The 23433-nt window shown below is 66.7% G+C and carries 20 protein-coding genes and 1 tRNA gene; 12 read left to right on the top strand and 9 right to left on the bottom strand.

Features of this window, described 5'->3' with window-relative positions; translation table 11 throughout:
- The first annotated feature begins 73 nt into the window (after positions 1-73).
- Both metC and RH90_RS09455 read left to right on the top strand, forming a co-directional pair.
- Positions 74-1264, top strand: a complete 1191-nt coding sequence (metC, locus tag RH90_RS09460; RefSeq protein WP_010185339.1) for a cystathionine beta-lyase — start codon at positions 74-76, stop codon at positions 1262-1264.
- Positions 1265-1459: 195 nt separating this feature from the next.
- The gene (locus tag RH90_RS09455) at positions 1460-2320 is read left to right on the top strand and encodes a TorF family putative porin (RefSeq protein WP_010185337.1); all 861 of its coding nucleotides are present in this window, start codon (positions 1460-1462) and stop codon (positions 2318-2320) included.
- A 93-nt stretch (positions 2321-2413) separates the two neighbouring features.
- Here RH90_RS09455 and RH90_RS09450 read toward each other — a convergent pair whose 3' ends face one another.
- The 5 genes from RH90_RS09450 to RH90_RS09430 all read right to left on the bottom strand — a co-directional run bounded on the left by RH90_RS09450 (position 2414) and on the right by RH90_RS09430 (position 5819).
- Complete coding sequence (locus RH90_RS09450) at positions 2414-2671, bottom strand: hypothetical protein (protein WP_010185335.1); 258 nt, start codon at positions 2669-2671, stop codon at positions 2414-2416.
- A 148-nt stretch (positions 2672-2819) separates the two neighbouring features.
- Positions 2820-4301 (bottom strand): diguanylate cyclase domain-containing protein, encoded by a 1482-nt coding sequence (locus tag RH90_RS09445; RefSeq protein ID WP_037492716.1) that lies wholly within the window; start codon positions 4299-4301, stop codon positions 2820-2822.
- Positions 4302-4348: 47 nt separating this feature from the next.
- Positions 4349-4936, bottom strand: a complete 588-nt coding sequence (locus RH90_RS09440; protein ID WP_010185333.1) for a hemerythrin domain-containing protein — start codon at positions 4934-4936, stop codon at positions 4349-4351.
- Positions 4937-5001: 65 nt separating this feature from the next.
- A tRNA-Pro gene (locus RH90_RS09435) sits at positions 5002-5078 on the bottom strand.
- 66 nt (positions 5079-5144) lie between these two features.
- On the bottom strand, positions 5145-5819 hold the full coding sequence (locus tag RH90_RS09430) for a hypothetical protein (protein WP_010185332.1): 675 nt from the start codon (positions 5817-5819) through the stop codon (positions 5145-5147).
- Positions 5820-6069: 250 nt separating this feature from the next.
- Between RH90_RS09430 and yajC the strand changes: the two genes are divergently transcribed.
- The 5 genes from yajC (at position 6070) to RH90_RS09405 (ending at position 10669) form a co-directional block, all read left to right on the top strand.
- Complete coding sequence (gene yajC / locus RH90_RS09425) at positions 6070-6411, top strand: preprotein translocase subunit YajC (protein WP_010185331.1); 342 nt, start codon at positions 6070-6072, stop codon at positions 6409-6411.
- Positions 6412-6415: 4 nt separating this feature from the next.
- A complete protein-coding gene (gene secD, locus RH90_RS09420; protein WP_010185330.1) occupies positions 6416-8002 on the top strand; it encodes a protein translocase subunit SecD in 1587 nt (528 codons plus the stop codon).
- 100 nt (positions 8003-8102) lie between these two features.
- Positions 8103-9062 (top strand): protein translocase subunit SecF, encoded by a 960-nt coding sequence (gene secF, locus RH90_RS09415; protein ID WP_010185329.1) that lies wholly within the window; start codon positions 8103-8105, stop codon positions 9060-9062.
- A complete protein-coding gene (locus RH90_RS09410; RefSeq protein WP_010185328.1) occupies positions 9062-9442 on the top strand; it encodes an Mth938-like domain-containing protein in 381 nt (126 codons plus the stop codon). The genes secF and RH90_RS09410 overlap by 1 nt, the downstream gene beginning before the upstream one ends.
- A gap of 54 nt (positions 9443-9496) precedes the next feature.
- Entirely contained in the window at positions 9497-10669 is a 1173-nt protein-coding gene (locus RH90_RS09405; RefSeq protein WP_010185327.1) for a DUF3089 domain-containing protein, read from the top strand.
- Here RH90_RS09405 and RH90_RS09400 read toward each other — a convergent pair.
- Entirely contained in the window at positions 10655-11827 is a 1173-nt protein-coding gene (locus RH90_RS09400; protein WP_010185326.1) for a glycosyltransferase, read from the bottom strand. The genes RH90_RS09405 and RH90_RS09400 overlap by 15 nt on opposite strands.
- A 69-nt stretch (positions 11828-11896) precedes the next feature.
- Positions 11897-12721, bottom strand: coding sequence for a class I mannose-6-phosphate isomerase (locus RH90_RS09395; protein WP_010185325.1), 825 nt, complete (start codon positions 12719-12721; stop codon positions 11897-11899).
- Positions 12722-12835: 114 nt separating this feature from the next.
- Here RH90_RS09395 and RH90_RS09390 point away from each other — a divergent pair, with 114 nt between their 5' ends.
- Both RH90_RS09390 and recN read left to right on the top strand, forming a co-directional pair.
- Positions 12836-13786, top strand: a complete 951-nt coding sequence (locus RH90_RS09390) for an outer membrane protein assembly factor BamD (protein WP_010185324.1) — start codon at positions 12836-12838, stop codon at positions 13784-13786.
- 81 nt (positions 13787-13867) lie between these two features.
- The gene (gene recN, locus RH90_RS09385; protein WP_010185323.1) at positions 13868-15532 is read left to right on the top strand and encodes a DNA repair protein RecN; all 1665 of its coding nucleotides are present in this window, start codon (positions 13868-13870) and stop codon (positions 15530-15532) included.
- Positions 15533-15566: 34 nt separating this feature from the next.
- On the opposite strand, the gene RH90_RS09380 is transcribed toward recN, so the two are convergent.
- Positions 15567-15887: a hypothetical protein gene (locus RH90_RS09380; protein WP_010185322.1), complete on the bottom strand. Its 321-nt coding sequence runs from the start codon at positions 15885-15887 to the stop codon at positions 15567-15569.
- Positions 15888-16233: 346 nt separating this feature from the next.
- Between RH90_RS09380 and RH90_RS09375 the strand changes: the two genes are divergently transcribed.
- Positions 16234-16440, top strand: coding sequence for a cold-shock protein (locus RH90_RS09375; protein ID WP_010185321.1), 207 nt, complete (start codon positions 16234-16236; stop codon positions 16438-16440).
- A 275-nt stretch (positions 16441-16715) separates the two neighbouring features.
- Here RH90_RS09375 and RH90_RS09370 read toward each other — a convergent pair whose 3' ends face one another.
- Positions 16716-17546 carry a carotenoid biosynthesis protein gene (locus RH90_RS09370; protein ID WP_198283399.1) on the bottom strand — a complete coding sequence of 277 codons (831 nt, stop codon included), beginning with the start codon at positions 17544-17546 and terminating at the stop codon, positions 16716-16718.
- Positions 17547-17737: 191 nt separating this feature from the next.
- On the opposite strand from RH90_RS09370, the gene ligA reads away from it, so the two are divergent.
- Complete coding sequence (ligA, locus tag RH90_RS09365; protein ID WP_010185319.1) at positions 17738-19873, top strand: NAD-dependent DNA ligase LigA; 2136 nt, start codon at positions 17738-17740, stop codon at positions 19871-19873.
- Between the two features lie 179 nt (positions 19874-20052).
- Positions 20053-23370, top strand: coding sequence for a TonB-dependent receptor (locus RH90_RS09360; RefSeq protein ID WP_010185318.1), 3318 nt, complete (start codon positions 20053-20055; stop codon positions 23368-23370).
- The last annotated feature ends 63 nt before the right edge of the window (positions 23371-23433 follow it).

The raw sequence follows: 23433 nt of genomic DNA, 5'->3' as shown, positions 1-23433 counted from the left end.
GGCTTAAGGATTCCGCGCTTGCCTTCTGACTGCGCTCCCGCTTTGCAAGGCCGGCATTGCAGGAAGCCGCGCCATGAATAAGACCGATACCCCCAAGGGCGATTCGACCCGCGTCGTTGGCGCTGGCCGGCGCAAGGAATGGACGCAGGGGATCGTCAACACACCCGTCTGGCGCGCCTCGACGATCCTCTACGATTCGGTCGCCGAGCTGCGCGAAGCCGGCGGGCGCGACACGCATCACCGGCTGTTCTACGGTCGCAAGGGCACGCCGACGCAGTGGAGCCTCGCCGATGCGCTGACCGAGCTCGAGCCCGGTGCCGAGGGGACCTTCCTCTATCCCTCGGGCGTGGCGGCGATCGCGGCGGCCTTGCTCTCGGTACTGTCGCCAGGCGACGAGCTCCTCATCCCCGACTCGGCCTATGACCCGACCCGCGCGATGGGCATGGGCCTGCTCAAGCGGATGGGGGTCAAGACGCGCTTCTACGATCCGATGGTCGGCGCGGGCATTGCCGCGCTGATCACCGGCGCCACGCGCGCGATCCTGCTCGAGAGCCCCGGCAGCCTGACCTTCGAAGTGCAGGACGTCCCCGCGATCGTCGCGGTCGCCAAGGCGCGCGGTGTTACCACGCTGCTCGACAACACCTGGGCGACGCCGCTCTTCTTCCCGGCGATCGCGCACGGTGTCGATCTGACGATCCTCGCCTGCACCAAATATATCGTCGGCCATAGCGACGTGATGCTCGGCTCGGTCACCGCCGCGCCGGGGCATTTCGCCCGACTGCGCGACACCAGCTTCCAGCTCGGCCAGATCGCCAGCCCCGACGACAGTTGGCTCGCCAGCCGCGGGCTGCGTACGATGGCGATCCGGCTCAGGCAGCATCAGGCGAGTGCGTTGGAAATCGCGCACTGGCTCGCTGCGCAGCCCGAGGTGGCCACTGTGCTCCACCCTGCCCTGCCGAGTTGCCCCGGCCACGACGTTTTCCGCCGCGACTTCATTGGCTCGTCCGGCCTCTTCTCGTTCGTCCTCAACGGCGGGGGCGAAGCCGCGCGCGCGCGGCTGATCGACGGGCTCGACCATTTCGGGATCGGCTATAGCTGGGGCGGGTTCGAGAGCCTTGCGCTCCCGGTCGATCCGCAGCGGCATCGCAGCGTGACGCGGCGAAACGACGCCGGGCTGATCGTCCGGCTGCAGATCGGGCTCGAAGACCCCGCCGACCTGATCGTCGATCTCGCCGCCGGCTTGGCCCGCTTTGCGCAGCAATGATTTGACACGGCAGTGTTGCGCAACAGTCACAATCCCCCGCTATCCGCCGCGCGCCGTTAAAATTAAGTTGTGCGCTGCGGCGTAGCTCGGCAATGAAAGACCTTGCCGCTTTAGCAGCGCGGGAGGTCTTGCGCCTCCGACAGACGCCGCACCGGCAAAGCAGGCGGGGACAGTCGCATTTTCGAAAGGGAAACGATGCGCTTCTCCACGACTACGCTCGGCGCGCTCTTGCTCGCCGCCTCCGCCACGCCCGCCTTCGCGCAGGACGTCCCGACCACCACCACGCCCGACGCCAAGGACGCGCCCGCCGCTGCGCCCGCCGCGCCCGACAAGCCGTTCAAGATCACCGGCGGCGCAACGCTGATCAGCGACTATCGCTTCCGTGGCCTGACCCAGACCAATGGCGAAGGCGCCGTTCAGGGCACGATCAACATCAACAGCTCGGTCGGCTTCTATATCGGCACCTGGGCCTCGACGATCGACGGCAGCGGCAAGACGCCGTTGCTCACCGGCTATGGCGATGCCGAGGTCGATCTGTACGGCGGCTATACCAAGACCTTCAACGGCCTGACGGTCGATGCCGGCCTGCTCTATTATTACTATCCGAGCCACGACAAGGCGATCACGCCCAATACCGACTTCTTCGAACCCTACGCTTCGCTCAGCTATACGATCGGGCCGGTCTCGACCAAGGTCGGCGGCAACTATGCGTGGGGCGGCCAGAAGGGCCTCGACTTCACCAAGAATAACAAAGACGACAATATCTACGTCTATGGCGAAGCCTCGGTCGCGGTGCCCAAGACGCCGGTCACGCTCAAGGGCCATGTCGGATACACCGACGGGTCGCTCGGTCTTGCCAATCTCAACCCGAACGACCGCAACTATCTCGACTGGTCGGCCACCGCCGAGGCGGTCGGCGGTCCGTTCAAGGTTGGCGTGACCTATCTCGACACCGACATCACCAACAACACGGTCGGCGGCCTGTATCGCCACGGCTATGCCTCGCGCTTCGGCCGCGGCTCGACCGTGCTGGCCTATGTAGGAGTGAACTTCTGATCGACGACGGGAGCGCCCGAGCGGGCGCTCCCGCTGCTTTGTCCGGAACGGCGCCCCAGCCCAGCGTGGGCGGCGACCGTCGGGACGGCGACGCTAAGGCTGCGTCTCGACCAGTTCGACAATCTCGAAGACATGCCGCGTCCAGCCACGTTGCGCGGCGGCCTCGGCGAGCGCCGATTTCTTGCGCTTGGCTTCGGCCAGCGATTTCGTGTGTCCCCAGAACACCTCGCTCTTGCCATTGGCGAGCACCGCGACGATCCGCCAATAATGCGTGAAGGCGGTAGCGGTTGGCCCGATCGTCTTGACATAGCCGTCGGGCAGCGTGGCCGTCAGAAAGCGCTTCTTCGCCATGGCTCAGTGGATCCGTCCAAGCCGCGCGCCCTCATCATCGATGGTCATCGCAGCCTCCAGCACCGGCGCGCCGATGCCCCGTCGCAGCGTCATGCGTGGCACGACCGCAGCGCAGCCGATAGCGCATCGCAAACACCCCGCACAATGGCTACCCCGCGCGTCGGGCCGCACGATGCCGGTACAGCTGGATCGTGCCACGCCCGGCGCGCTTCGCTTCGTATAAAGCGAGATCGGCACGGTGGAGCAGATCGCTGCGATCGTCGACCGTCTCGTCGAGCCAGGCGGCGCCGATCGTCGCCGACACCACCAGCGCCGCATCTTCGAAGCTGGCGAGGCGCTGCAGGTCGCCCGACAGCCGCGCGAGCAGCCCGTCCAGATCGCGCGCGCCCGCGTCGTGCGGGATCAGCAGGACGAACTCGTCCCCGCCGAGCCGCGCCGCGAAGGTCCCCGCGAGATAGTCGGCGCCGAGCCGCGCGGCCATCGTGCGCAGCACCGCGTCGCCGACGAGGTGCCCCTGCGTGTCGTTGACCGCCTTGAAATGGTCGAGATCGATCAGCGCCAGCGCGAGCGCGCTGCCGTCGCGCCGCGCCGTGGCGAGCGCTGCGTCGAGCACTTCGTTGAAATAGGCACGGTTGGCCAGCCCGGTCAGATCGTCGCGGCGCGCCTGGCGCTGCAATTGCTGCTCCATGCGGTGCCAGGCGGTGATGTCCTGCATCACGCCGATCACCGCGACGGCCTTGCCGTCGCGCCGCTCGAGCTCGCCCATCGAGCGGATCCGCCGCACCACCCCTTGCGCGGTGACGAGATCGGTCTCGATCGAAAAGGGATCGCCGCTCTCGATCGTCCGCGCCAGCGCGTCGGTCACCCGGGTTCGCGCTTCGGGCGGATAGAAACTGAGCGCTTCGTCGAGCTCGGGTGCAGCATCCTGCGCCATCCCATGGATCGCATAGAGCTGATCCGACCATTCGGTGCGATTGTCGCCCAGCGTCAGCCGCCACGATCCGATATCGGCCATCCGTTCGGCCTGGCGGAACTGCCGGTGCGTGATGTCGAGCCGCTGCAACGTCGCGCCGCGTTCCTGCGCGAGGCTGGACGCGCGCCGCGCGGCGGTGCGCGCGCTGAGCAGCGATTCGGCGAGCCGTCCGAGATCGGCGAGCAGCGCCGCTTCGTCGGGGCTGAGCGTGCGCGGATGATCGTCGATGACGCACACCGTCCCCATCGCATAGGCGCACTCGGGCCGCGCCGGGTCGGCGGCGTGGATCGGGACGCCGGCGTAGAACCGGATCTGCGGTCCGCCGCGCACCAGCGGATTGTCGGCGAACCGCGCATCGCGTGTCGCATCGGGGACGACGAACAGGCCATCGCCGCGGATGGCGTGCGCGCAGAAGGATTGCGGCCGCGGCGTTTCACGCGGCCCGATCCCGTGTTTCGCCTTGAACCATTGGCGGTCCTCGCCGACCAGGGACAATAAGGCGATCTTGGTACCGAGCAGCCGCTGCGCGCAGGCGATGATCGTGTCGAATTCCGCCTCGGGCGGCGTATCGAGGATATCGAGGCCATCGAGCACCGCCAGGCGGCGGGCTTCCTCGAGGTGAGCACTCGGACTATCCGACAAGGTAAGCGTCGTCATGCCCAACGCTAGCGCTGCGCGGGTTAACGAAATCCTAGCGAGCGCGATCAGCTGACGCTGCGTTCGCCATGTTCGAGCATCGCGGGGATGACAATCTCTTCTTCATCGGCGAGATGCTGGCCGAGCAGAGCGAACAGGCGCTCGCTCGTATCGGCATAGCGGTCGAGTGCCGCGCGCGGATCCCCGGGTTCGCCCAGCGCGCCGAGCAACGCGCGGGCATCATCGAGCGTCGCCTCGAGGCTGGCATGGATCATCCGGTGATCGCTCTCGAGCACGTCGAACGCGGCCGACATCCGCGGATCGAGCGCGCGAAATTTCGGGAAATAGGCCTGATCCTCGATTCCGTGATGCGCGGTCAGATGCTGGAGGAAATGGTTGAAGCCAGGGACGAACGTGCGTTGGAACGCCTCGCGCCCGATCCGCCCCCCGCCCTCACGGAAGGCACGCGTGGTCTGCGCGACACGCTGCGCCTCGGAGCGCAGGCTGGCGTGGACTTGCAGCCAGAAGGCCGTGAGATCCCCATAATTGCGATGCGCGCGCCATTGCGGCGCCGGATACGCGGCGCGCAGATAGGCGATGTCGTCGGGCAATCCGGTGCGCTCGGCGAGCTGCATGGCGGCTGGGAGCGGCGTCATGGGATCGGTCCTTACGCGCGAGCTGTCCTCGCGAGCAGCTGGCATGAGCGTGAGGGAGAAGTCTCTGGTCGGGGCGACAGGATTCGAACCTGCGACCCCCACACCCCCAGTGTGATGCGCTACCAGGCTGCGCTACGCCCCGACCGAGGGGGGCGCGTCTAAGCCGACATGCGTTTCGATGCAAGCGACTTCGGCGCGCGCTGCGATCTCAGCCGAACTGCCCGAGCGGCAACAGGCGATTGGCGAGCGCCTGGATCAGCTTCGCATTGCCGCCCTTGAGCACCAGTTCGAGCTGCGCCGCGCGGCGCTGCACCAGACGATCGACCGTCGTCTGAGTCGATGCGTGCGCTGCCTGCGCGATCAGCGCCGCGCCGCGCGGGTCGGTCGGGTCGATCGCCAGCCGCAGCAGGCCGGCAATCCCAGGGAACAGCGCGCGGTCGCCGCCCGCGGCGAGCGCGCGGTCGATTGCCTCGAGCCCGGCGGCCTTGCGGGCACCGAGACCCCCGCGCGCGACCAGCGCTCCGAGCGCCTTGACCGCGCTCAGATGCCACGCGCCGAGCGCCGCCAGCGCTTCGGCATCGCGCGGGTTCTTCGCGACCAGGGCTTCGAACTGCACCTTGGCGGACAATGCGTCACTGCGACTGTGCATCAGCTTGGCGCGATAGCTCGTCGCCATCGCGCGCGACAATGCCGCTTCGCTGTCGCCGGGCGCCTTGGCCAGCGCGGCCGCCGACGCCGTTTCGACGCTCGCGAGTTGCGCCAGCGCGGCGTCGCGGTCGCGGACGACGAACGCGGTCTGGATCAGCGTCTCGCGACCGCTCTCGGCGCAGGCGATGCCGGGAGTGGCGAGCAACAGCAGGGCTGACACTATGCGATGCTTCATCAAGGCCTTCGCTACGCAACAGGAAGGACCGGGATGGTACGGTCTTTCGCCCGCCGATCAACCCGTCGCGTAGCACCGGGTACATCGACTGCTGCGGCGCGCGCTTCGGGCTGCGCGTAACAGTCGCGCTCGCGAGAGCGTTGCGCCAAAGCATCGTACCTGATAGCGCGCCGAGCTTGTAGCGTGCCCGAAAGAGTGCGCGATCCCGTATGCCGCACAGCAGGCGGGTCCAGTCTTACCAAGGTAGCCCATGTTCGCCACCCCAGCCTTTGCCCAGACCGCAGGCGCCGCCGCCGGCCCCGATGGTTTCCTCGCGATGATTATCCAGTTCGCGCCGTTGCTGCTCGTCTTCGTCGTCTTCTACTTCCTGATCCTACGCCCGCAGCAGAAGCGCGCGCGCGACCAGGCCGCGACGATCGGCGCGGTCAAGAAGGGCGATTCGGTCGTCACCGCGGGCGGCGTGCTCGGCAAGGTGACCAAGGTCGAGGACGCCACGGTCGAGGTCGAGATCGCCCCGTCGATCAAGATCCGCGTCGTCAAGTCGACGCTCGCCGACGTGACGCCGCTCGGCTCCAAGCCCGCGAACGACTGATCCGATGCTCGATTTCCCGCGCTGGAAGGTCGTTTCGATCCTCGGATTCCTCGCCTGCCTGATGGCGCTGGCGATCCCAAGTTTCCTGCCCGATTCGGTCACGTCGAAATGGGGCGGCTTTCCGCATCCCAAAGTAAACCTCGGGCTCGATCTGGTCGGCGGCAGCTACATGCTGATCGAGGCCGACACCGACGAGCTGGTCAAGAGCCGGCTCGAGGCGATGCGCGAGCAGATCGTCACCGAAATGGCCAAGGGCCCGCCGATCTCGATCGGCGACATTGCGACCGACGGCGGCAAATTGAGCTTCCTGCTGCGCGACGTGACGCAGCTCGATGCGGCGCGCGAGCGGCTCAACAAGCTGACCGGCGGCGTCGGCTATACCGGCCAGCGCGACTGGGACCTGCAAGTGGTCGATTCGTCGCGCGTCGTGATGACGCCGACCCAGGCGGGCATCACCGCGGCGATCAACACGGCGATGGCGACCGCGACCGACGTGGTGCGCGCGCGCATCGACAAGCTCGGCACCAAGGAGCCGACGATCGTCCGCCAGGGGAACGACCGCATCGTCGTGCAGGTCCCGAACCTGAAGGATCCAAAGGCGCTCCGCGAATTGCTCGGCAAGACCGCGAAGCTCGAATTCAAGATGGTCGACGATACGCCATATGTTCCCGGCGGCATCGTGCCTGCGGGCAGCCAGGTCCTGCCCTACGCAGAAGCCGGCCCGGGTGCGCAGATCCTCGTCAAGCGTCAGGCGATCCTGACCGGCGACCAGTTGCTCACCGCGAGCCAGGGCTTCAAGCAGGACAGCAACGAGCCGATCGTCAATTTCGGCTTCAACAGCGAAGGTGGCAAGAAGTTCGCGCGAATCACGCAGGAACAGACCGGCAAGCGCTTCGCGGTGATCGTCGACGACAAGGTGATTTCCGCGCCGCGCATCAACACGCCGATCCTCGGCGGGTCGGGCTATATCGAAGGCTCGTTCACCGTCGAATCGGCCAACAACCTCGCGATCGCGCTGAGTTCGGGCAAGCTTCCGGTCAGCCTGAAGGTCGTCGAAGAGCGCAGCGTCGGTGCCGATCTCGGTGCAGACTCGATCCACGCCGGCATCCTCGCCTCGGCGATCGCGGTCGTGCTCGTCATCCTGTTCATGATCGCAACCTATGGCCGCTTCGGTTTCTATGCCGACTATGCCGTGGTCATCAACGTGATCGTCATCATGGGGATGCTCGCCTTGCTCAACGGCACGCTGACGCTGCCGGGGATCGCGGGCTTCGTGCTGACGATCGGCACGGCGGTCGATGCGAACGTGCTGATCAACGAGCGCATCCGCGAGGAACGCCGCCGTGGTCGCAGCGTGATCCAGTCGGTCGAGCTTGGCTACAAGGAAGCGAGCCGCACGATCTTCGAGGCCAACGCGACCCATGCCATTTCGGGCCTCATCATGCTGATGCTCGGCTCCGGCCCGGTGAAGGGCTTCGCGGTCGTGCTGCTGATCGGCATCGTCACCTCGGTGTTCACCTCGGTGACCTTCACGCGGATGCTGGTCGTGTTGTGGATTCGCAAGAATCGCCCGACCGAGATCCACATATGACCGCTCTTCCGTCACCCCGGCGCAGGCCGGGGCCGCCATGTTGTTCGCGCAACACCCGCCCCACAGCGGCCCCGGCTTTCGCCGGGGCGACGAGGTCCTTATGCGCCTGCTGAAACTCGTTCCCGACAATACCAACCTGCCGTTCGTGTCGCTCCGCAAATGGGCGTTCGGGCTGACAATGCTGCTGTCGCTCGCCGCGATCGGCCTCGTTTTTGCAAAGGGGCTGAACCTCGGCGTCGATTTCCGGGGCGGCCTGATGATCGAAGAGAAATTCTCGACGCCGCCGTCGACCGACAAGCTGCGCACGACGATCGATCGGCTCAACCTCGGCGAAGTCCGCCTTCAGACCGTGGGCAATGACGGAAAGATCGTTTCGATCAAGCTGCCGCCACCCAAGAGCCAGGACAAGGGCGCGACCGATCGCGTCGTCGCCATGGTCCAGGCCGCGGTGGTCAAGGATTTCCCCGACGCCAAATTCTCCAAGCAGGATGCGGTCGGCGGCAAGGTGTCGGGGGAGCTGATCTGGAACGGCATCCTCGCCGTCGTGCTCGCCGTGCTCGGGATCGGCCTGTTCGCGATCTTCCGCTTCGAATGGCAGTTCGGCGTCTCGACCGTCGTCGCGATCGTCCACGACGTGCTGATGACGCTCGGCTTCTTCGCGCTGACGCAGTTCGAATTCGACCTCAACATCGTCGCGGCGGTGCTCACGATCATCGGCTATTCGATCAACGACAAGATCGTCATCGACGACCGCATCCGCGAGAACATGCGCCGCTATCGCAAGATGGACATGTCGAGCATCGTCGATCTCTCGGTCAACGAGACGCTGCCGCGCACCGTGATGACCTCGCTGACGATCCTGCTGGCGCTGTTCGCGCTGCTGATCTTTGGCGGCCACGTGCTGCGCGGCTTCACCGCGGCGATGATCCTCGGCATCTTCGTCGGCACCTATTCGTCGATCTACGTGTCGTCGTCGCTGCTGATAACGCTCGGCCTGCGCCCCGATCCCAAACTCGAGGACGTCCCCGCCGCGACTGCCGGAAAGTCCAAGGCGCGCTGATGCAGGTCGAGCGCGAGCGCGGCGTCGGGCCGGTGATCACGGCGTTTTCGCGCGGTGGTTTCAAGGTCGAGGCGGGCGAGTTCGTCGGGGTCTATCGCGCCTTGTTGATCTGGCCCGACGGGTCGGAGGAATGGGCGCCGCCGCCGATCGAAACGCTGACGCTCGAAGCGCTCGGCCCGCTGCTCGCGATCGAGCCGCGTCCCGAATTCCTGCTGCTCGGCACCGGCGCGACGATGCAGCGGCCGCCGCCGAGCTTCGTCAAGGCGTGCGAGGCGCTCGGCATCGGGGTCGAGGCGATGGACAGCCGCGCGGCGGCGCGCGCCTGGGCGGTACTGCGCGGTGAGACGCGCTGGGTCGTGGGCGCGCTGTATCCCCTTTGAAGGCCGGCGCCGCAGCGCTATTCTCCCCGTCAAACATATTGGGGGAGACGGGATATGAAACGGATTTTGCTGGGCGTAGGTCTGCTGCTCGCGCCGGCCGCTGCCACGGCGCAGACCCCGTCGCCTGCTGCCTCGCCCGATTACGGCAAGCCTGAAAACTGGCTGTGCCGGCCTGGCAAGGTCGATGCCTGTGACGCCGATCAGGACGCGACGATCATCAAGTCCGACGGCTCGCGGAGCACCGAGAAATTCTCGGCGACACCCGACCCGAAGTTCGATTGCTTCTATGTCTATCCAACGGTGTCGCTCGACCCGACGCCCAATAGCGACATGACCGCAGGCCCCGAGGAAAACGCCGTCGCCGCCTTCCAGGCCGGGCGCTTCGCCAAGTATTGCCGGGTGTTCGCGCCGCTTTATCGCCAGGTGACGCTCACCGCGCTGCAGGCGCTGCTCCAGGGCAAGCCGGTGGTCGCCGACCGTGCGATGGCCTATCGCGACGTGAAGGCGGCGTGGGACGAATATCTCGCCTATGACAATCACGGCCGCGGCGTCGTCCTGATCGGCCACAGCCAAGGGTCGGGGATCCTCAAGCAACTCGTCGCCGACGCAATCGAGGGCACGCCGTCGCAGAAGCTGATCATCTCGGTGCTCATTCCCGGCACCAACGTCGCGGTGCCGGCGGGCAAGGATGTCGGCGGCGACTTCAAGTCGACGCCGCTGTGCCGCAACGCCAAGGATGTCGGCTGCGTCGTCAGCTATGTCAGCTTCCGCGCCGACTCGCCCCCGCCCGAGAACAGCCGCTTCGGAATCGTGCCGCAGCCCGGCATGGTCGCGGCGTGCGTCAATCCGGCGGCGCTTGGCGGCGGGGCGGCGGTGGCCGACGCCTATCTCGGCGCGCGCGGCGCGGGTCTCGCGAGCGCGCCGATGGGGCCGTGGTCTAGCGACGGCGCCGCGGTGACGACGCCGTTCGTCAAGGTGCCCGGCCTGATCAGCACCGCATGCACCACCACGGGCAAGTTCAGCTATCTTGCAGTCACGGTCAACGCCAAGCCGACCGACAAACGCACGCAGACGATCGTCGGCGACGTCGTCGTCGGTGGGCGGACGCTCAAGGAATGGGGACTGCATCTGATCGACATGCCGGTCGCGATGGGCAATCTGGTCGAACTGAGCGACGCGCAAGCGAGGGTCTGGGCGGGCAAGCAGCCTATTTCAGCGGCGCAGTGAGACCAAGCGGCGAAGGTGATCGTATAGCGCGACGGTGTTCGCCGCCCAGGTGAAGCGCGCGGCGCCGGCGCGCACCGCGCCCGGTAAGGGTGGATCGGCGAGAAGATCGGCGATCGCCGCCGCAAAGGCGCTCGGCGTCCGATCCGCGATCCGGCCGTAGACGGCGTCGGTGATGACCTCCCCCGCCCCGCCGGCGGCGGTGATGACGATCGGGGTACCGCATGCCAGCGCCTCGACCCAGGCATTCGCCAGACCTTCGGATGCAGAGGCCAGCGCCATCACATCGGCTGCCGCGAACAGGCTCGGCAGATCGCCGTGCGCGACGGCGCCAAGCAACCGCACGCGCTCCGCCACGCCGCGTGCTGCAATCTGCGCCTCGAGCGCGGCCCGCGCAGGCCCCTCGCCCGCGATCAGCAGCGCAGTGCCGGGAAGCGCGGCGACCCCGTCGATCACCACATCGTGCCCCTTGCGCGGGATCAGCGCGCCGACCGCGACCACCAGCGGTCCGGTGATGCCATAACGCGCCTTGCCCGCGCCGCGATCGCCCGGCGCGAAGCGGTCGAGATCGACGCCAGTATGGTGGACGCGAATTCGATCCGCCGGCATGCCGAGCCCGATCATGTCGGCACGCATCGCGTGCGACACCGCGAGCGCGCCATCGGCCGCCTGCCCGGCAGCCACCACCTGCGCACCGGTCGCCGGTGCAGTACCCCAATGGTGGATATCGGCGCCGCGCGCTTTGATCGACACCGGCACCCCGAAATGCCGACCCAGCGCCACCGCTGCGAGCCCATCGGGAAAGAAGAATTCGGCGTCGATCACATCGAACGCGAAATCGCGGCGGATTTCGGTCAGCAAAGGGATCAACCGCCGGGTGAGCGCGCGCGCGTGGAAGCGTCCGGCCGTCCCCGGCAACGTGGTGAATCGCGGGCGGTAGGTCGTCAGCCCCTGCCACGTCTCGCGCCCGGGCAGCGCGGCAAGGCCGGCATAATGCGAATGCCGCGACAGCGGCCATGGTGGCATGCCGATCGGCGCGACCAGTCGCAGATCGACATCCGGATGCGCCGCTAATCCCAGCGTCTGGCGCTCGACGAACACCCCGAAATTGGGCCGTGATGCGTCGGGAAACAAGGTCGAGAGGGTCAGCACGCGGAGCATGGCCGCATCGCTAGCACGAGAGTGTAAAGGTCTTCTCCCCTCCCGTGACCGGGAGGGGAGACAGGCGCGTCAGATCCGCTTGTCGCCCGGATAAGCGAGCAACAGGTCGCTCCCAGCATCGGCCGAAATCTCGCAGCGGCCATCGAGCAGCAAACACTCGCCCGCCTTGAACGCGACACCATCGACCGTACCCGCGCCGGCAACGGGCACGAACCAGCCGGGAACCCCGGCGGGCAGCTCGATCACGCGATGTCCGCCGGCGAAGCGCTCGGTGACGAACTTCGGCCCCTCGGACAGGATCTGGTGATCCTTGCCGTCGGACGGCGGAGTCGGCAGCGGAACGAACGGCACCGGGTCCGACACCTTGACGCCGGCGTCGAGGTGCAGCTCGCGGTCGCTGCCATAATCGAACAGGCGATAGGTCAGGTCGACGTTCTGCTGGACTTCGATCGTCGTGATTCCGGCGCCGATCGCGTGGATCGTGCCGGCCTTGTTGTAATAGAATTCGCCCGCCTTGACCGGCTTCCAGTCGAGCAGATGCTCGATCGAGCCGTCGAGCGAGGCTGCGCGCAGTTGCTCGTGCGTCATCGGCTCGAGCGTGCCGATCGCGATCGTCGAATCGGGCTCGGCAGCGAGGATCAGCCAGGCCTCGTCCTTGCCGCGCGGATAGCCCGCCGCCTGTGCAGCGGCGTCGTCGGGGTGCACCTGCACCGACAATTTCTCGCTGGTGAACAGATATTTGATCAGCAGCTCGGGCTCGCCGGCGTGCGGCGTCTGGAACCACACTTCGCCGATCTTCTCGCCCCCTGGCGCGGGATCGGCGAAGCCGGGCCACAAGGTGTGACGCCCCCAGGGCTTTTCGACGCGTTTGGTGGCAAGCAGAGTGGCAGTCACGGCGGTGATTCTCCTGTCGGGGCTTCCCTACGCGAACGCATCGTTGCGTCCAAGCGATCCGTGCGCGTTAAAAGGATTGTTCGCGCGTGAGGGGTTGCGCTAAGGCTGGCGCCAATGCGCACCCCCCTGCCCCGCTCGCCCTTCTTCCGCAGCCTTGCGATCGGTCTGATCGCCGCGACCGCGCTCACCACCACGGGGTGCGCACGCAACAAGACAAAGGGCGACATTCCCTATGTCGCACGCGACGTCGGCACGCTCTATACCGCGGCGCGCAAACAGCTCGACCAGCGCAACTACAAGATCGCCGCCGCCTTGTTCGACGAAGTCGAGCGCCAGCATCCCTATTCGGTGTGGGCGCGGCGCGCGCAGCTGATGAGCGCGTTCAGTTACTATCTCGCGCATGACTACACCGCCTCGATCCAGTCGGCGCAGCGCTTCCTGACGGTCCATCCCGGTAACCGCGACGCGCCCTATGCCTATTACCTGGTCGCGCTCGGCTATTACGAGCAGATCAGCGACGTCACGCGCGACCAGAAGATCACCCAGCAGGCGCTCGATTCGCTCGGCGAGCTGATGCGCCGCTATCCCAATACGCGCTACGCCGCCGACGCGCGGCTGAAGGTCGATCTCGTCCGCGACCATCTCGCCGGCAAGGAAATGGAGATCGGGCGCTTCTACGAAGTGCGCGGTCAATGGCTCGCCGCGAATGGCCGCTTCCGCAAGGTGGTCGAGGACTATCAGACGACGACGCACGTGCCCGAGGCGCTGATGCGGCTGACCGAGACCTATCTCGCGCTCGGCGTGCCCGACGAGGCGCGCAAGTCGGCCGCGGTGCTCGGCGCCAATTATCCCGGCACGCAGTGGTACGAGCGCGCCTACAAGCTCAGCGGGGAGCATCCGCCGGTCGCCGTCGCCGCGCTCGCGCCGGGCCAACTGATCGTCCCCGATCGCACCAAGGTGTCCGATTCGATCCACGGCAAGACGGGCGAGCTGAAGCGCGACACCAGCGCCGCCTCGCCGGTCGCGGGAGGCTCGACGACCAATCCGGGCAATCCCAATCCGTGACGGGTCGCCAGCCATGCTCGACATGGCTGAAAAGAACGATACCAGAACGCGGTAAACGCGGCTAAAGGGTGGCGCGACCCCATGCTGATCTCTCTCGCCATTCGCGACGTCGTGCTGATCGAAGCGCTCGACCTGCAGTTCGGGCAGGGGCTCGGCGTGCTTACCGGCGAGACCGGGGCGGGCAAGTCGATCCTGCTCGATGCGCTCGGGCTCGCGCTCGGCGCGCGCGGCGAGGCCGGGCTGGTACGGCAGGGGTCCGCGCAGGCGATCGTCACCGCGACCTTCGACACGCCCGCGGCTGACGGGCCGATCGTCGGCTTGCTCAGCGAAAACGGGCTCGAGCTCGATCCGGGCGAACCGCTGATGATCCGCCGCATCGTCAAGGCCGATGGCGGCAGCCGCGCCTTCGTCAACGACCAGCCCGCCAGCGCCGGACTGCTTCGCGAATTGGCACCCTATCTCGTCGAGATCCATGGCCAGCACGACGATCGCGGGCTGCTCAACGCACGCGGCCACCGCGCGCTGCTCGACGCATTTGGGCGTGTCGCCGCCGGGTCGACCGCCGCGAGCTACAAGGCGCTGCGCGATGCCGAGGCGGCGCTCGCCGCCGCCCGCGCGACGATCGACACCGCGGCGCGCGACCGCGAATGGCTCGAACATGCCGTCGGCGAACTCCGCACGCTCGCGCCCGAACCCGGCGAGGAGGAAGCGCTCGCCGATCGCCGCCGCACAATGCAGCGCTCGGAGAAGATCGCCGAGGATCTGCTCGCGATCGAGAATTGGCTCGAAGGCTCGGACGGCGGGCTGTCGCAGCTGCGCCAGGCGGCGCGGGTGCTCGAGCGAATCGCCGGCGACCATGCCGCGCTCGCCGATGCACTCGCCGCGGTCGACCGCGCGGTGATCGAGGGCGCGGTCGCCGAGGAGAAGCTGCGCGAGGCGAAGGCCGATTTGTGGTTCGACCCCGCCAGCCTCGAGGAGGATGAGACGCGGCTGTTCGAGCTGCGCGCGATGGCGCGCAAGCACCGCGTCCAGCCCGATGAGCTCGCCGATCTGGCGAGCGAGCTCGAGGCCAAGCTCGCCGCGCTCGAGGCGGGCGAGGAAGGGCTCGCCGCGCTCGAGGCGAAGCTCGCCAAGGCGCGCTCCGCGTACGACACCGCCGCCGCCGCGCTGACCAAGGCGCGCACCGCCGCGGCGCTGCAGCTCGATGCGGCGGTGAAGGGCGAGCTCGTCCCGCTCAAGCTCGACGCCGCGCGCTTCCGCACCGTCGTCGCCTCCGCCCCGCCCGAGGCGTGGTCGGCGGCGGGCAAGGACCGGGTCGAGTTCGAGATCTCGACCAACCCCGGCGCGCCGTTCGCGCCGCTCGTCAAGATCGCGTCGGGCGGCGAGCTGTCGCGCTTCATCCTCGCGCTCAAGGTCGCGCTCGCCGAGCAGGGCGGGGCCGCGACGATGATCTTCGACGAGATCGACCGCGGCGTTGGTGGCGCTGTCGCCAGCGCGATCGGCGAGCGACTCGCGCGCCTTGCGACCGGCACGCAGTTGCTCGTCGTCACGCACAGCCCGCAGGTCGCGGCGCGCGGCGGTGCGCACCTGCTGATCGCCAAGCGCCACGACGGGATCGTAACGCGCACCGGCGTGACCGCGCTCGACATCGACCAGCGCCGCGAGGAGATCGCGCGGATGCTGTCGGGCGCGACGATCACCCCCGAGGCGCGCGCGCAGGCCGAGCGGTTGATCGAGACGGCGTAAGCGCGCCGCGGTGCGCCGCCCCGAACGGGTTCGGTTAAAACGGCATCGTCACCGTGAACATGATGCCCTTGTCGTTGGTCCGCCCCTGCGCCGCATAGAGATTGCCGCGCGCGCCCTTGCCGAGATCGATGCCGATCCCCGGGCCGCCGACCTCGGCATATTTCTCGGGCAACGGCTGCACGCGATACTGTTCGGCGGCGTCGCGCTGGCCGCACACGACAATGTCGCTCGACGGTTCGCTGTTCGAACATCCGCCGGGATGCCAGCGCGGCGGCAGGTCGACGCTCGCGCGCGGTGCGGGTAGAGGATCGGGCGGCGTGGCGGTCTGCAAGGCGAGCGCCATCAACAACGGCATCGGACGTCCCTCCGGTCGAGGCGGTGAGGCTAGCCCGCCCGCCCCGCCGCGTAAAGGTCGCGACATCTGCGCAACAACCTGCTAGACACCGATCATCGCGCGAGTCCGCTTTCAAGCTTCGCGTGACTGAGAGACCTTCCGTGCTCCCGCTTGTGGCATCGGATGCGCGCTTGGTTCCTGTCTCCTTTCCCTTTCGTCACCCTGCCCGCTGCGGACCCACCGCGCGCGGGTGACACCATGATCGGATGCGCCGGCCGGGGCCGGACGTCGCATCCGTCTTTGATCTCGGCCCCACTCCGGCGCTTTCGCACGCGGTGCGCGGCGATCCGGCACTAAGGAATACACTATGGCTATCGGCACCGTTAAGTTCTTCAACGCCGACAAGGGTTACGGTTTCATTGCGCCCGAGGGCGGCGGCGGCGATGCGTTCGTCCATATCAGCGCGGTCGAAGCCGCCGGCATGGCGACGCTCGATCGCGACCAGCGCGTCTCGTACGAGCTCGAAGAGGATCGCCGCGGCAAGGTCTCGGCCGTCCGTCTCGCCCAGGCCTGACGCGTTTCGGGGTGTCGCCAGCCGGCGGCACCCCTTTTCATTTGGCAGGAGAGATCCAACGAACACCACCGCCATCTTCTATCGCGACCGTGCCCGCCAGGCCGAGTCCGACGCTTCCACCGCCACGCTCGACAATGTCCGCACGCGCTTCCTGCGCGCCGCCAAGGCTTGGGACGAAATGGCGACCCGCGCCGAGAAGACCGCCGAGCGCAAGTCGACCAACGAAGAGGCCAAGCTTGCGGCCGAGATCAACGAGGATGACGACTAGGGCGTCTTCACCCGTCATCGCCAACGGCAGCACGCTGCTGAGCAAGCCGTATCAGCGCGAGCAAGGACGTCGGCAGCATCGTGAACAGCGCGATGACCGCGGCGCTCGTCCGGATGTCGGCGCTCGACCAGGCCCGTCCGGCACCGTCTAACACCCGCATATCGGGATCGAGTAACGGCATCAGATGGCTCAACCCCGATGCCATGTACGTCAGGATCGGGAACACCAGGAAATAGGACGCGCTCGGCCCGCGCGGATGCCGATCGCGCAGCCGATACGTGGCAAGTGCGAAGAGCTGCAAGAAAATCCAGGTGGTGAGAAACCAGCCCAGGAAATTGCTCAGCGGTACGCCGAAATAGCCGCCACCGTCGAACCAGATCCAGGCATGACCGATCGTGGCGCTCGGCGGGTCCATCACGACATCCCATTGCGTGATCGTAAAGGCGGCTACGACCGGCACCGCGATCAGCGAGAGGCGATCGCGCGGTCCGTTGATGTCGGCACCGACGAGCAGGCAGGCGATGATCCAGGCCTGATACCCGAAAGCGCAATAGAGCGGGCCGACGATGATCGGGATCGCACCGATATGGATCAGGGTGCTGCCGACCAGGAAAGCATAATGCCCGTACGGGACGCCGGTGGCGGTACCGATGTTTTCGATCGCGAATGTGACCGCCAAGGAGATGCCGGCGAACATCGCAGCTCTAGGTGCCCCCAGGACGATGACGGCATGAACGGCGAGGAAAGCAATCGACAGCCCCGCCACGCCCTGCGCGAGCGGACCTGTGCGCGCACCCTGATAGAAAATGGCAGGCAGCAGGAGGAGCGAAACCCACACCAAGCCCCACCGCAATGTGGCCGAGCGACGTGAAGAAGGAATCGGCCATGTCTCTGACATTCAACCGTTATGCCGATCGATAGCCTGCGGCGCTAGGTCCGTTCGGTTGGCCGAACTGCACGCAATGCGACGAGCACCACCCGCAACGCTACAGCTTGATGCCGCCCCCCGCTCTCCGGTAACGCCGAGCGATGAGCGCTCCCCTCCCCGCCACCGAAACCGAAGCCGCCGCCGAACTCGCGCGGCTGGCGGAGCAGATCGCCTATCACAACGCGCGCTATCACACCGAGGACGCGCCCGAGATCGACGACGCCGCCTTCGACGCCCTGCGCGCGCGCAACACTGCGCTCGAGGCGGCCTTCCCGCAGCTCGTCCGCGCCGATTCGCCCGCGCTCCAGGTCGGCGCCGCGCCCGCCGCGCATCTCGCCAAGGTCGCGCATGCCCGCGCGATGACCAGCCTCGACAATGCCTTTACCGACGAGGACGTCGCCGAATTCGTCGCGCGCGTGCGGCGCTTCCTCGCGCTGGCCGACGATGCGCCGGTCGAGCTGACCGCCGAGCCCAAGATCGACGGCCTGTCCTGCTCGCTCCGCTATGAACAGCGTCGGCTCGTCCAGGCGCTGACCCGCGGCGACGGGCAGGTCGGCGAGGACGTCACCGCCAATGTCGCGCACATCCCCGACATCCCGCAGTCGCTCCCCGCCGACGCGCCCGACATTTTCGAGGTGCGCGGCGAGGTCTATATGGCGAAGGCCGATTTCGCCGGCCTCAACGCCCGGCTGCTCACCGAGGCCGAGGCGGCGGGCAAGGAGGCGCGCCAGTTCGCCAACCCGCGCAACGCCGCCGCCGGGTCGCTGCGCCAGAAGGACGCCGCGGTCACCGCGACGCGGCCGTTGCGCTTCTTCGCCTGGGGCTGGGGCGAGACCAGCGCGCTCCCCGGCGACACGCAGAGCGCCAATGTCGAGGCGATCCGCGGCTGGGGCTTTCCGATCGCGAGCGGCTTCGCGCACGCCGCAACCACCGACGCCGCCCTCGCGGTCTATCGCGGCATCGAACAGGCCCGCGCCGACCTCCCGTTCGACATCGACGGCGTCGTCTACAAGCTCGACCGGCTCGACTGGCAGGCGCGGCTCGGCACCGTCGGGCGCACCCCGCGCTGGGCGATCGCGCACAAATTCCCCGCCGAGCGCGCCGAGACCACGCTCACCGCGATCGACATCCAGGTCGGCCGCACCGGCGCGCTGACCCCGGTCGCGCGGCTCGCGCCGGTCACCGTCGGCGGCGTCGTCGTCACCAATGCGACGCTCCACAATGCCGACGAGATCGAGCGACTCGGCGCGCGCGTCGGCGACCGCGTCGTGCTGCAGCGTGCGGGCGACGTCATCCCGCAGATCGTCGAGGTGCTGACGCGCGCCGAGGAGCGTCCCGCCTTCGCCTTCCCGAGCGAATGCCCCGAATGCGGCTCGCTCGCCGAGCGCGGCGAGGGCGAAGTGGTCGTGCGCTGCACCGGCGGGCTGATCTGCCCGGCGCAGCGCGTCGAGCGGCTGATCCATTTCGTCTCGCGCCATGCCTATGACATCAGCGGGCTCGGGCTGGTGCGGATAGAGGAATTCTTCCGCGACGGGCTGATCGCCTCGCCCGCCGACATCTTCCGCTTGCACGAACACCGCGCCGCGCTGGTGACGCGCGAGCGCATGTCCGAGCTCGTCGTCGACAAATTGCTCGCGGCGATCGAGCTGCGCCGCGAGATCGGGCTCGACCGCTTCCTGTTCGCGCTCGGCATCCGCCATGTCGGCGAAATCACCGCGCGTGACTTGGCGCGACGCTATGTCAGTTATGCGGCGTTTTCCGAGATGATCGAGCGCGTCCTCGCAGTGCGCGCGGCGACGCTGCCCGCGCTCGGCGAGACCGACGCCAAGTTCGTCGTCCGGCGCGGCCGCGCGCTCGCCGATGCGATCGAGACCGCGGGGATCGGGCCCGAAGTCGCCGACGCACTGCTCGAATTCTTCGCCGAGCCGCACAATCGCGACGTCGTCGAGTCGCTGCTGCGCGAAGTGACCCCGCTCGACGTCGTCCACGAAACCCGCGAGTCGCCCGTCAGCGGCAAGACCGTGGTGTTCACCGGCAGCCTCGAGACGATGAGTCGCGACGAGGCGAAGGCGCAGGCCGAGCTGCTCGGCGCGCGCGTCGCGGGCTCGGTTTCGGCCAAGACCGACCTCGTCGTCGCTGGGCCGGGCGCGGGCTCGAAGCTCAAAAAGGCGGCCGATCTTGGGGTTAGCGTGATCGACGAAGCGGGCTGGGCGGAGATCGTCGCGGCGGCGCGCTGATTTTTTCGGTTCGGTGGGAACTTTCCGGGTGATGCCATTTTGCAACGCATCCTGACTGAATGCTTAACCCACCCGCTAGATCGCGATTTGTAATAGAAGAGAAATAATTCTCGCCCAAGGGGTCGGCCAAGCGACGCGACAGTCGTGCTAATTCGCCGTCAGGTAACAGGGGCTCAACCATGCGACATAATCTCTTTTTGGGCGTAGCGATCGCTGCGCTTGCCATTCCGGCTGCCGCGAGCGCGCAGGAAACCACTGCGATCATTCGTGGTTCGGTCACTGCGAACGGTGCACCGGTCAATAATGCCAGCATCACGATTACGGATACGTCGTCGGGCACCATTTCGAAATCCTCGACCGATTCGTCGGGTCTGTTCACCGCGTCGGGCCTGCGCGCCGGCGGCCCTTACACGATCGACGTGACGAGCGCTTCGGGCAACACGCAGGTCACGGGTGTCTTCACCGTCATCGGTGCGCCGTATGATCTGCCGATCAACCTGAGCACCGCTGCCGATGGCGCGGACATCGTCGTCACGGCCAGCTCGATCAAGCGCGCCGGCATCAACTCCGACGGTCCGCAGACCGTGCTGAACCAGCGCGACGTTGCCAAGGTCGCTTCGGTCAACCGCGACATTCGCGACATCGAGCGCCGCAGCCCGTTCGCCACCTTCGACCGCAGCAGCGGCGGCGGCAGCGCCGTGTCGTTCGCCGGCGTCAATCCGCGCTTCAACCGCTTCACCATCAACGGTGCGCAGGTCGGCGACAATTTCGGCCTCAACCCAGACGCGAGCCCGACGCGCCGCGGCCCGATCCCGTTCGACGCGATCGGCCAGGTCTCGGTCTCGATCGCACCGTACGACGTGCGCCAGACCAACTTCCAGGGCGGCGTCGTCGACGTCACCTTGCTGTCGGGCACGAACGACTATCATCTCAACGGCTTCTATTCGCAGAGCACCGATGGCCTGCAAGGCAACCAGATCAAGTCGCTGCCGGTCAATCTGCCCAAGTATAAGAGCGAGACCTATGGCGTCACCGCCTCGGGTCCGATCATCCGCGACAAACTGTTCTTCATGGTGTCGTACGAGAAGAACACCGATCCGCGTCCGCTGTCGCCCGGTGCGGTAAACCAGGTTCCCAACCTGACCGACGCCCAGGTCGCCTCGGTCCAGAACATCGCCAAGAACGTCTATGGCTATGACCCCGGCGGCGTGCTCGCGATCACCAACAATCTCGACGAGAAGATCGTCGGGCGGATCGACTGGAACGTGACCGAGGGCCAGCGTTTCTCGCTGAGCTACATCAACGCCTTCGACTCGAACGACAATCTGCAGAACAGCAGCAGCAGCACGACCTCGCCCGCCCTCGGCCTTGCGTCGAACGCCTATAAGCTCACCGAATTGCTGCGCGCCGGCATCGCCCAGTTGAACTCGGACTGGAGCGACAAGCTCTCGACCGAGACGCGGTTCGTCTACAAGTCGTACACCCGTGGTCAGGACCCCGAGCTGGGTCGCGGCTTCGCGCAGTTCCGCGTCTGCACCGCACCGACCAGCGTGCTCGCCCCCGTTGCCGGAAATGGCGACAATGCGACGTCGTGCGGCAACGGCAACCCGGTGGTCGCGCTCGGTCCGGACATCAGCCGCCAGACCAACGCGCTGTTCACCGACACCTATGACGGCTCGTTCCTGCTGCGCCTCAAGGCCGGTCAGCACGACTTCAAGGGCCTGTTCGAATATGCCGAGAACCGCACCACCAACGCGTTCCTGCAGTACAGCGCCGGCAGCTATTATTTCGATTCGCTCGCCGATTTCCAGGCAAAGAATGCCAGCTCGTTCGACTATCAGAATGCGCTGACGCTCAACCCGAACGACACGACGTCGAACTTCAAATATGGCGTCTACAGCTTCGCGCTGCAGGACGACTGGACGATCAGCCCCGAACTGCGCATCACCTATGGCGCACGCTATGACCTCTATGGCTCGCGCAGCCCGGTCATCAACAACCCGAATTTCTACAATCGCTACGGGTTCAGCAACACCAACAATTTCGATGGTCTGGAAGCCTTCCAGCCGCGCCTGAGCTTCAGCTACAAGCCGACCTCGAAGCTCAGCGTCCGCGGCGGCGTCGGGATCTTCAGCGGCGGCACGCCCGACATCTATTTCTCCAACTCGTACAGCAACAGCGGCTTCATCCAGAACCGCATCTCGACTGTGAACCGCGCCGCCGGTGGCGTCGGCGGGACGACCGCCTGCACCGCACCTTATACCGGTGCCAACGCCGCGCTGTGCCAGGTCGCGCTCAACGGCGTGAGCGGCACGACGATCCCCGGGCAGATCAACACCTTCCTGCAGCAGCCGACGACGCTTGCGACCGCACCGACCGCCTCGGTCGCCAACAACTTCCGGCTTCCCTCGCAGACGCGCGCCACGCTGTCGGTCGATTATCGTCTGTTCGGTGTCGATCTGGGTGCCGACTACGTCTTCTCGAAGGTCAATGACGCGGTCACCTTCACCGACCTGCGCTCGCGGGTCGTCGGCACGCTGCCGGACGGTCGTCCGCGCTACACCTTCGTGCCAACCCCCGGCGTCACGGGTCAGACGAGCGACACCAACACCGACATTCAGATCGGCAACACCGGCAAGGGCCGCAGCCACATCTTCACGCTGCGCGCCAACAAGGACTTCGGCTGGGGTCTGTCGGTCGGCGGCAGCTACACCTGGCAGGACGTGAAGGACGTCAGCAACGCGACGTCGTCGGTGGCGACCTCGCTTTACAGTGCGCAGGCTGCGATCGACCCCAACAACGCCGCATACGGGATCAGCAGCAACCAGACCAAGTGGCAGTTCAAGTATAACGTCGGCTTCGATCACGCCTTCTACGGCGACTATCGCACCATCGTGCAGCTGTTCGGCGAAACCCGCGCGGGCCAGCCTTACAGCTTCTCGATGCAGGACACGGCATCGGGCCGTTCGGCGGTGTTCGGCACGACCGGCAATACCGATCACTATCTGCTCTATGTGCCGACCAGCACCTCCGACCCGCTGGTCACCTACGCACCGGGCGACACCACCACCGCGGCAGCGCTCAACAATCTGATCAACAACACGCAGCTCAAGAACTTCCGTGGCCGGATTGCGCCCAAGAACATCGCGCGCGCGCGCGCCAACACGCGGATCGACTTGCATCTCGAGCAAGAAATCCCGACCTTCGTGTTCCACTCGCGCATCTCGATCTTTGCCGATATCGAGAACCTGCCGAACCTGCTCAACAAGAACTGGGGCGGTTCTTATTACACCGGCTTCCCCTACACCTCGGCAGTGGTGCAGGTTACCTGCTTGAACGCTGCGGGCGCTGCACTGACCGGTCCGGTCGGTTCGGCAACCAACCCCGCCAACGCCTGTGCGAAATATCAGTACAGCAGCTTCAAGTCGCCGACCGAGAGCGTCAACACCGCGCAGTCGCTCTACCTGATCCGCGTCGGTGCACGCTTCAAGTTCTAAGCCCTAAGACGGACCCGAATAAGAAAGGCCGTCGCTCCGATTGGAGCGGCGGCCTTTTTCTTT

Source organism: Sphingomonas sp. PAMC 26605 (assembly GCF_000241485.1).
GTDB lineage: Bacteria > Pseudomonadota > Alphaproteobacteria > Sphingomonadales > Sphingomonadaceae > Sphingomonas.
This window is presented reverse-complemented; position numbering and strand designations above follow the sequence as displayed.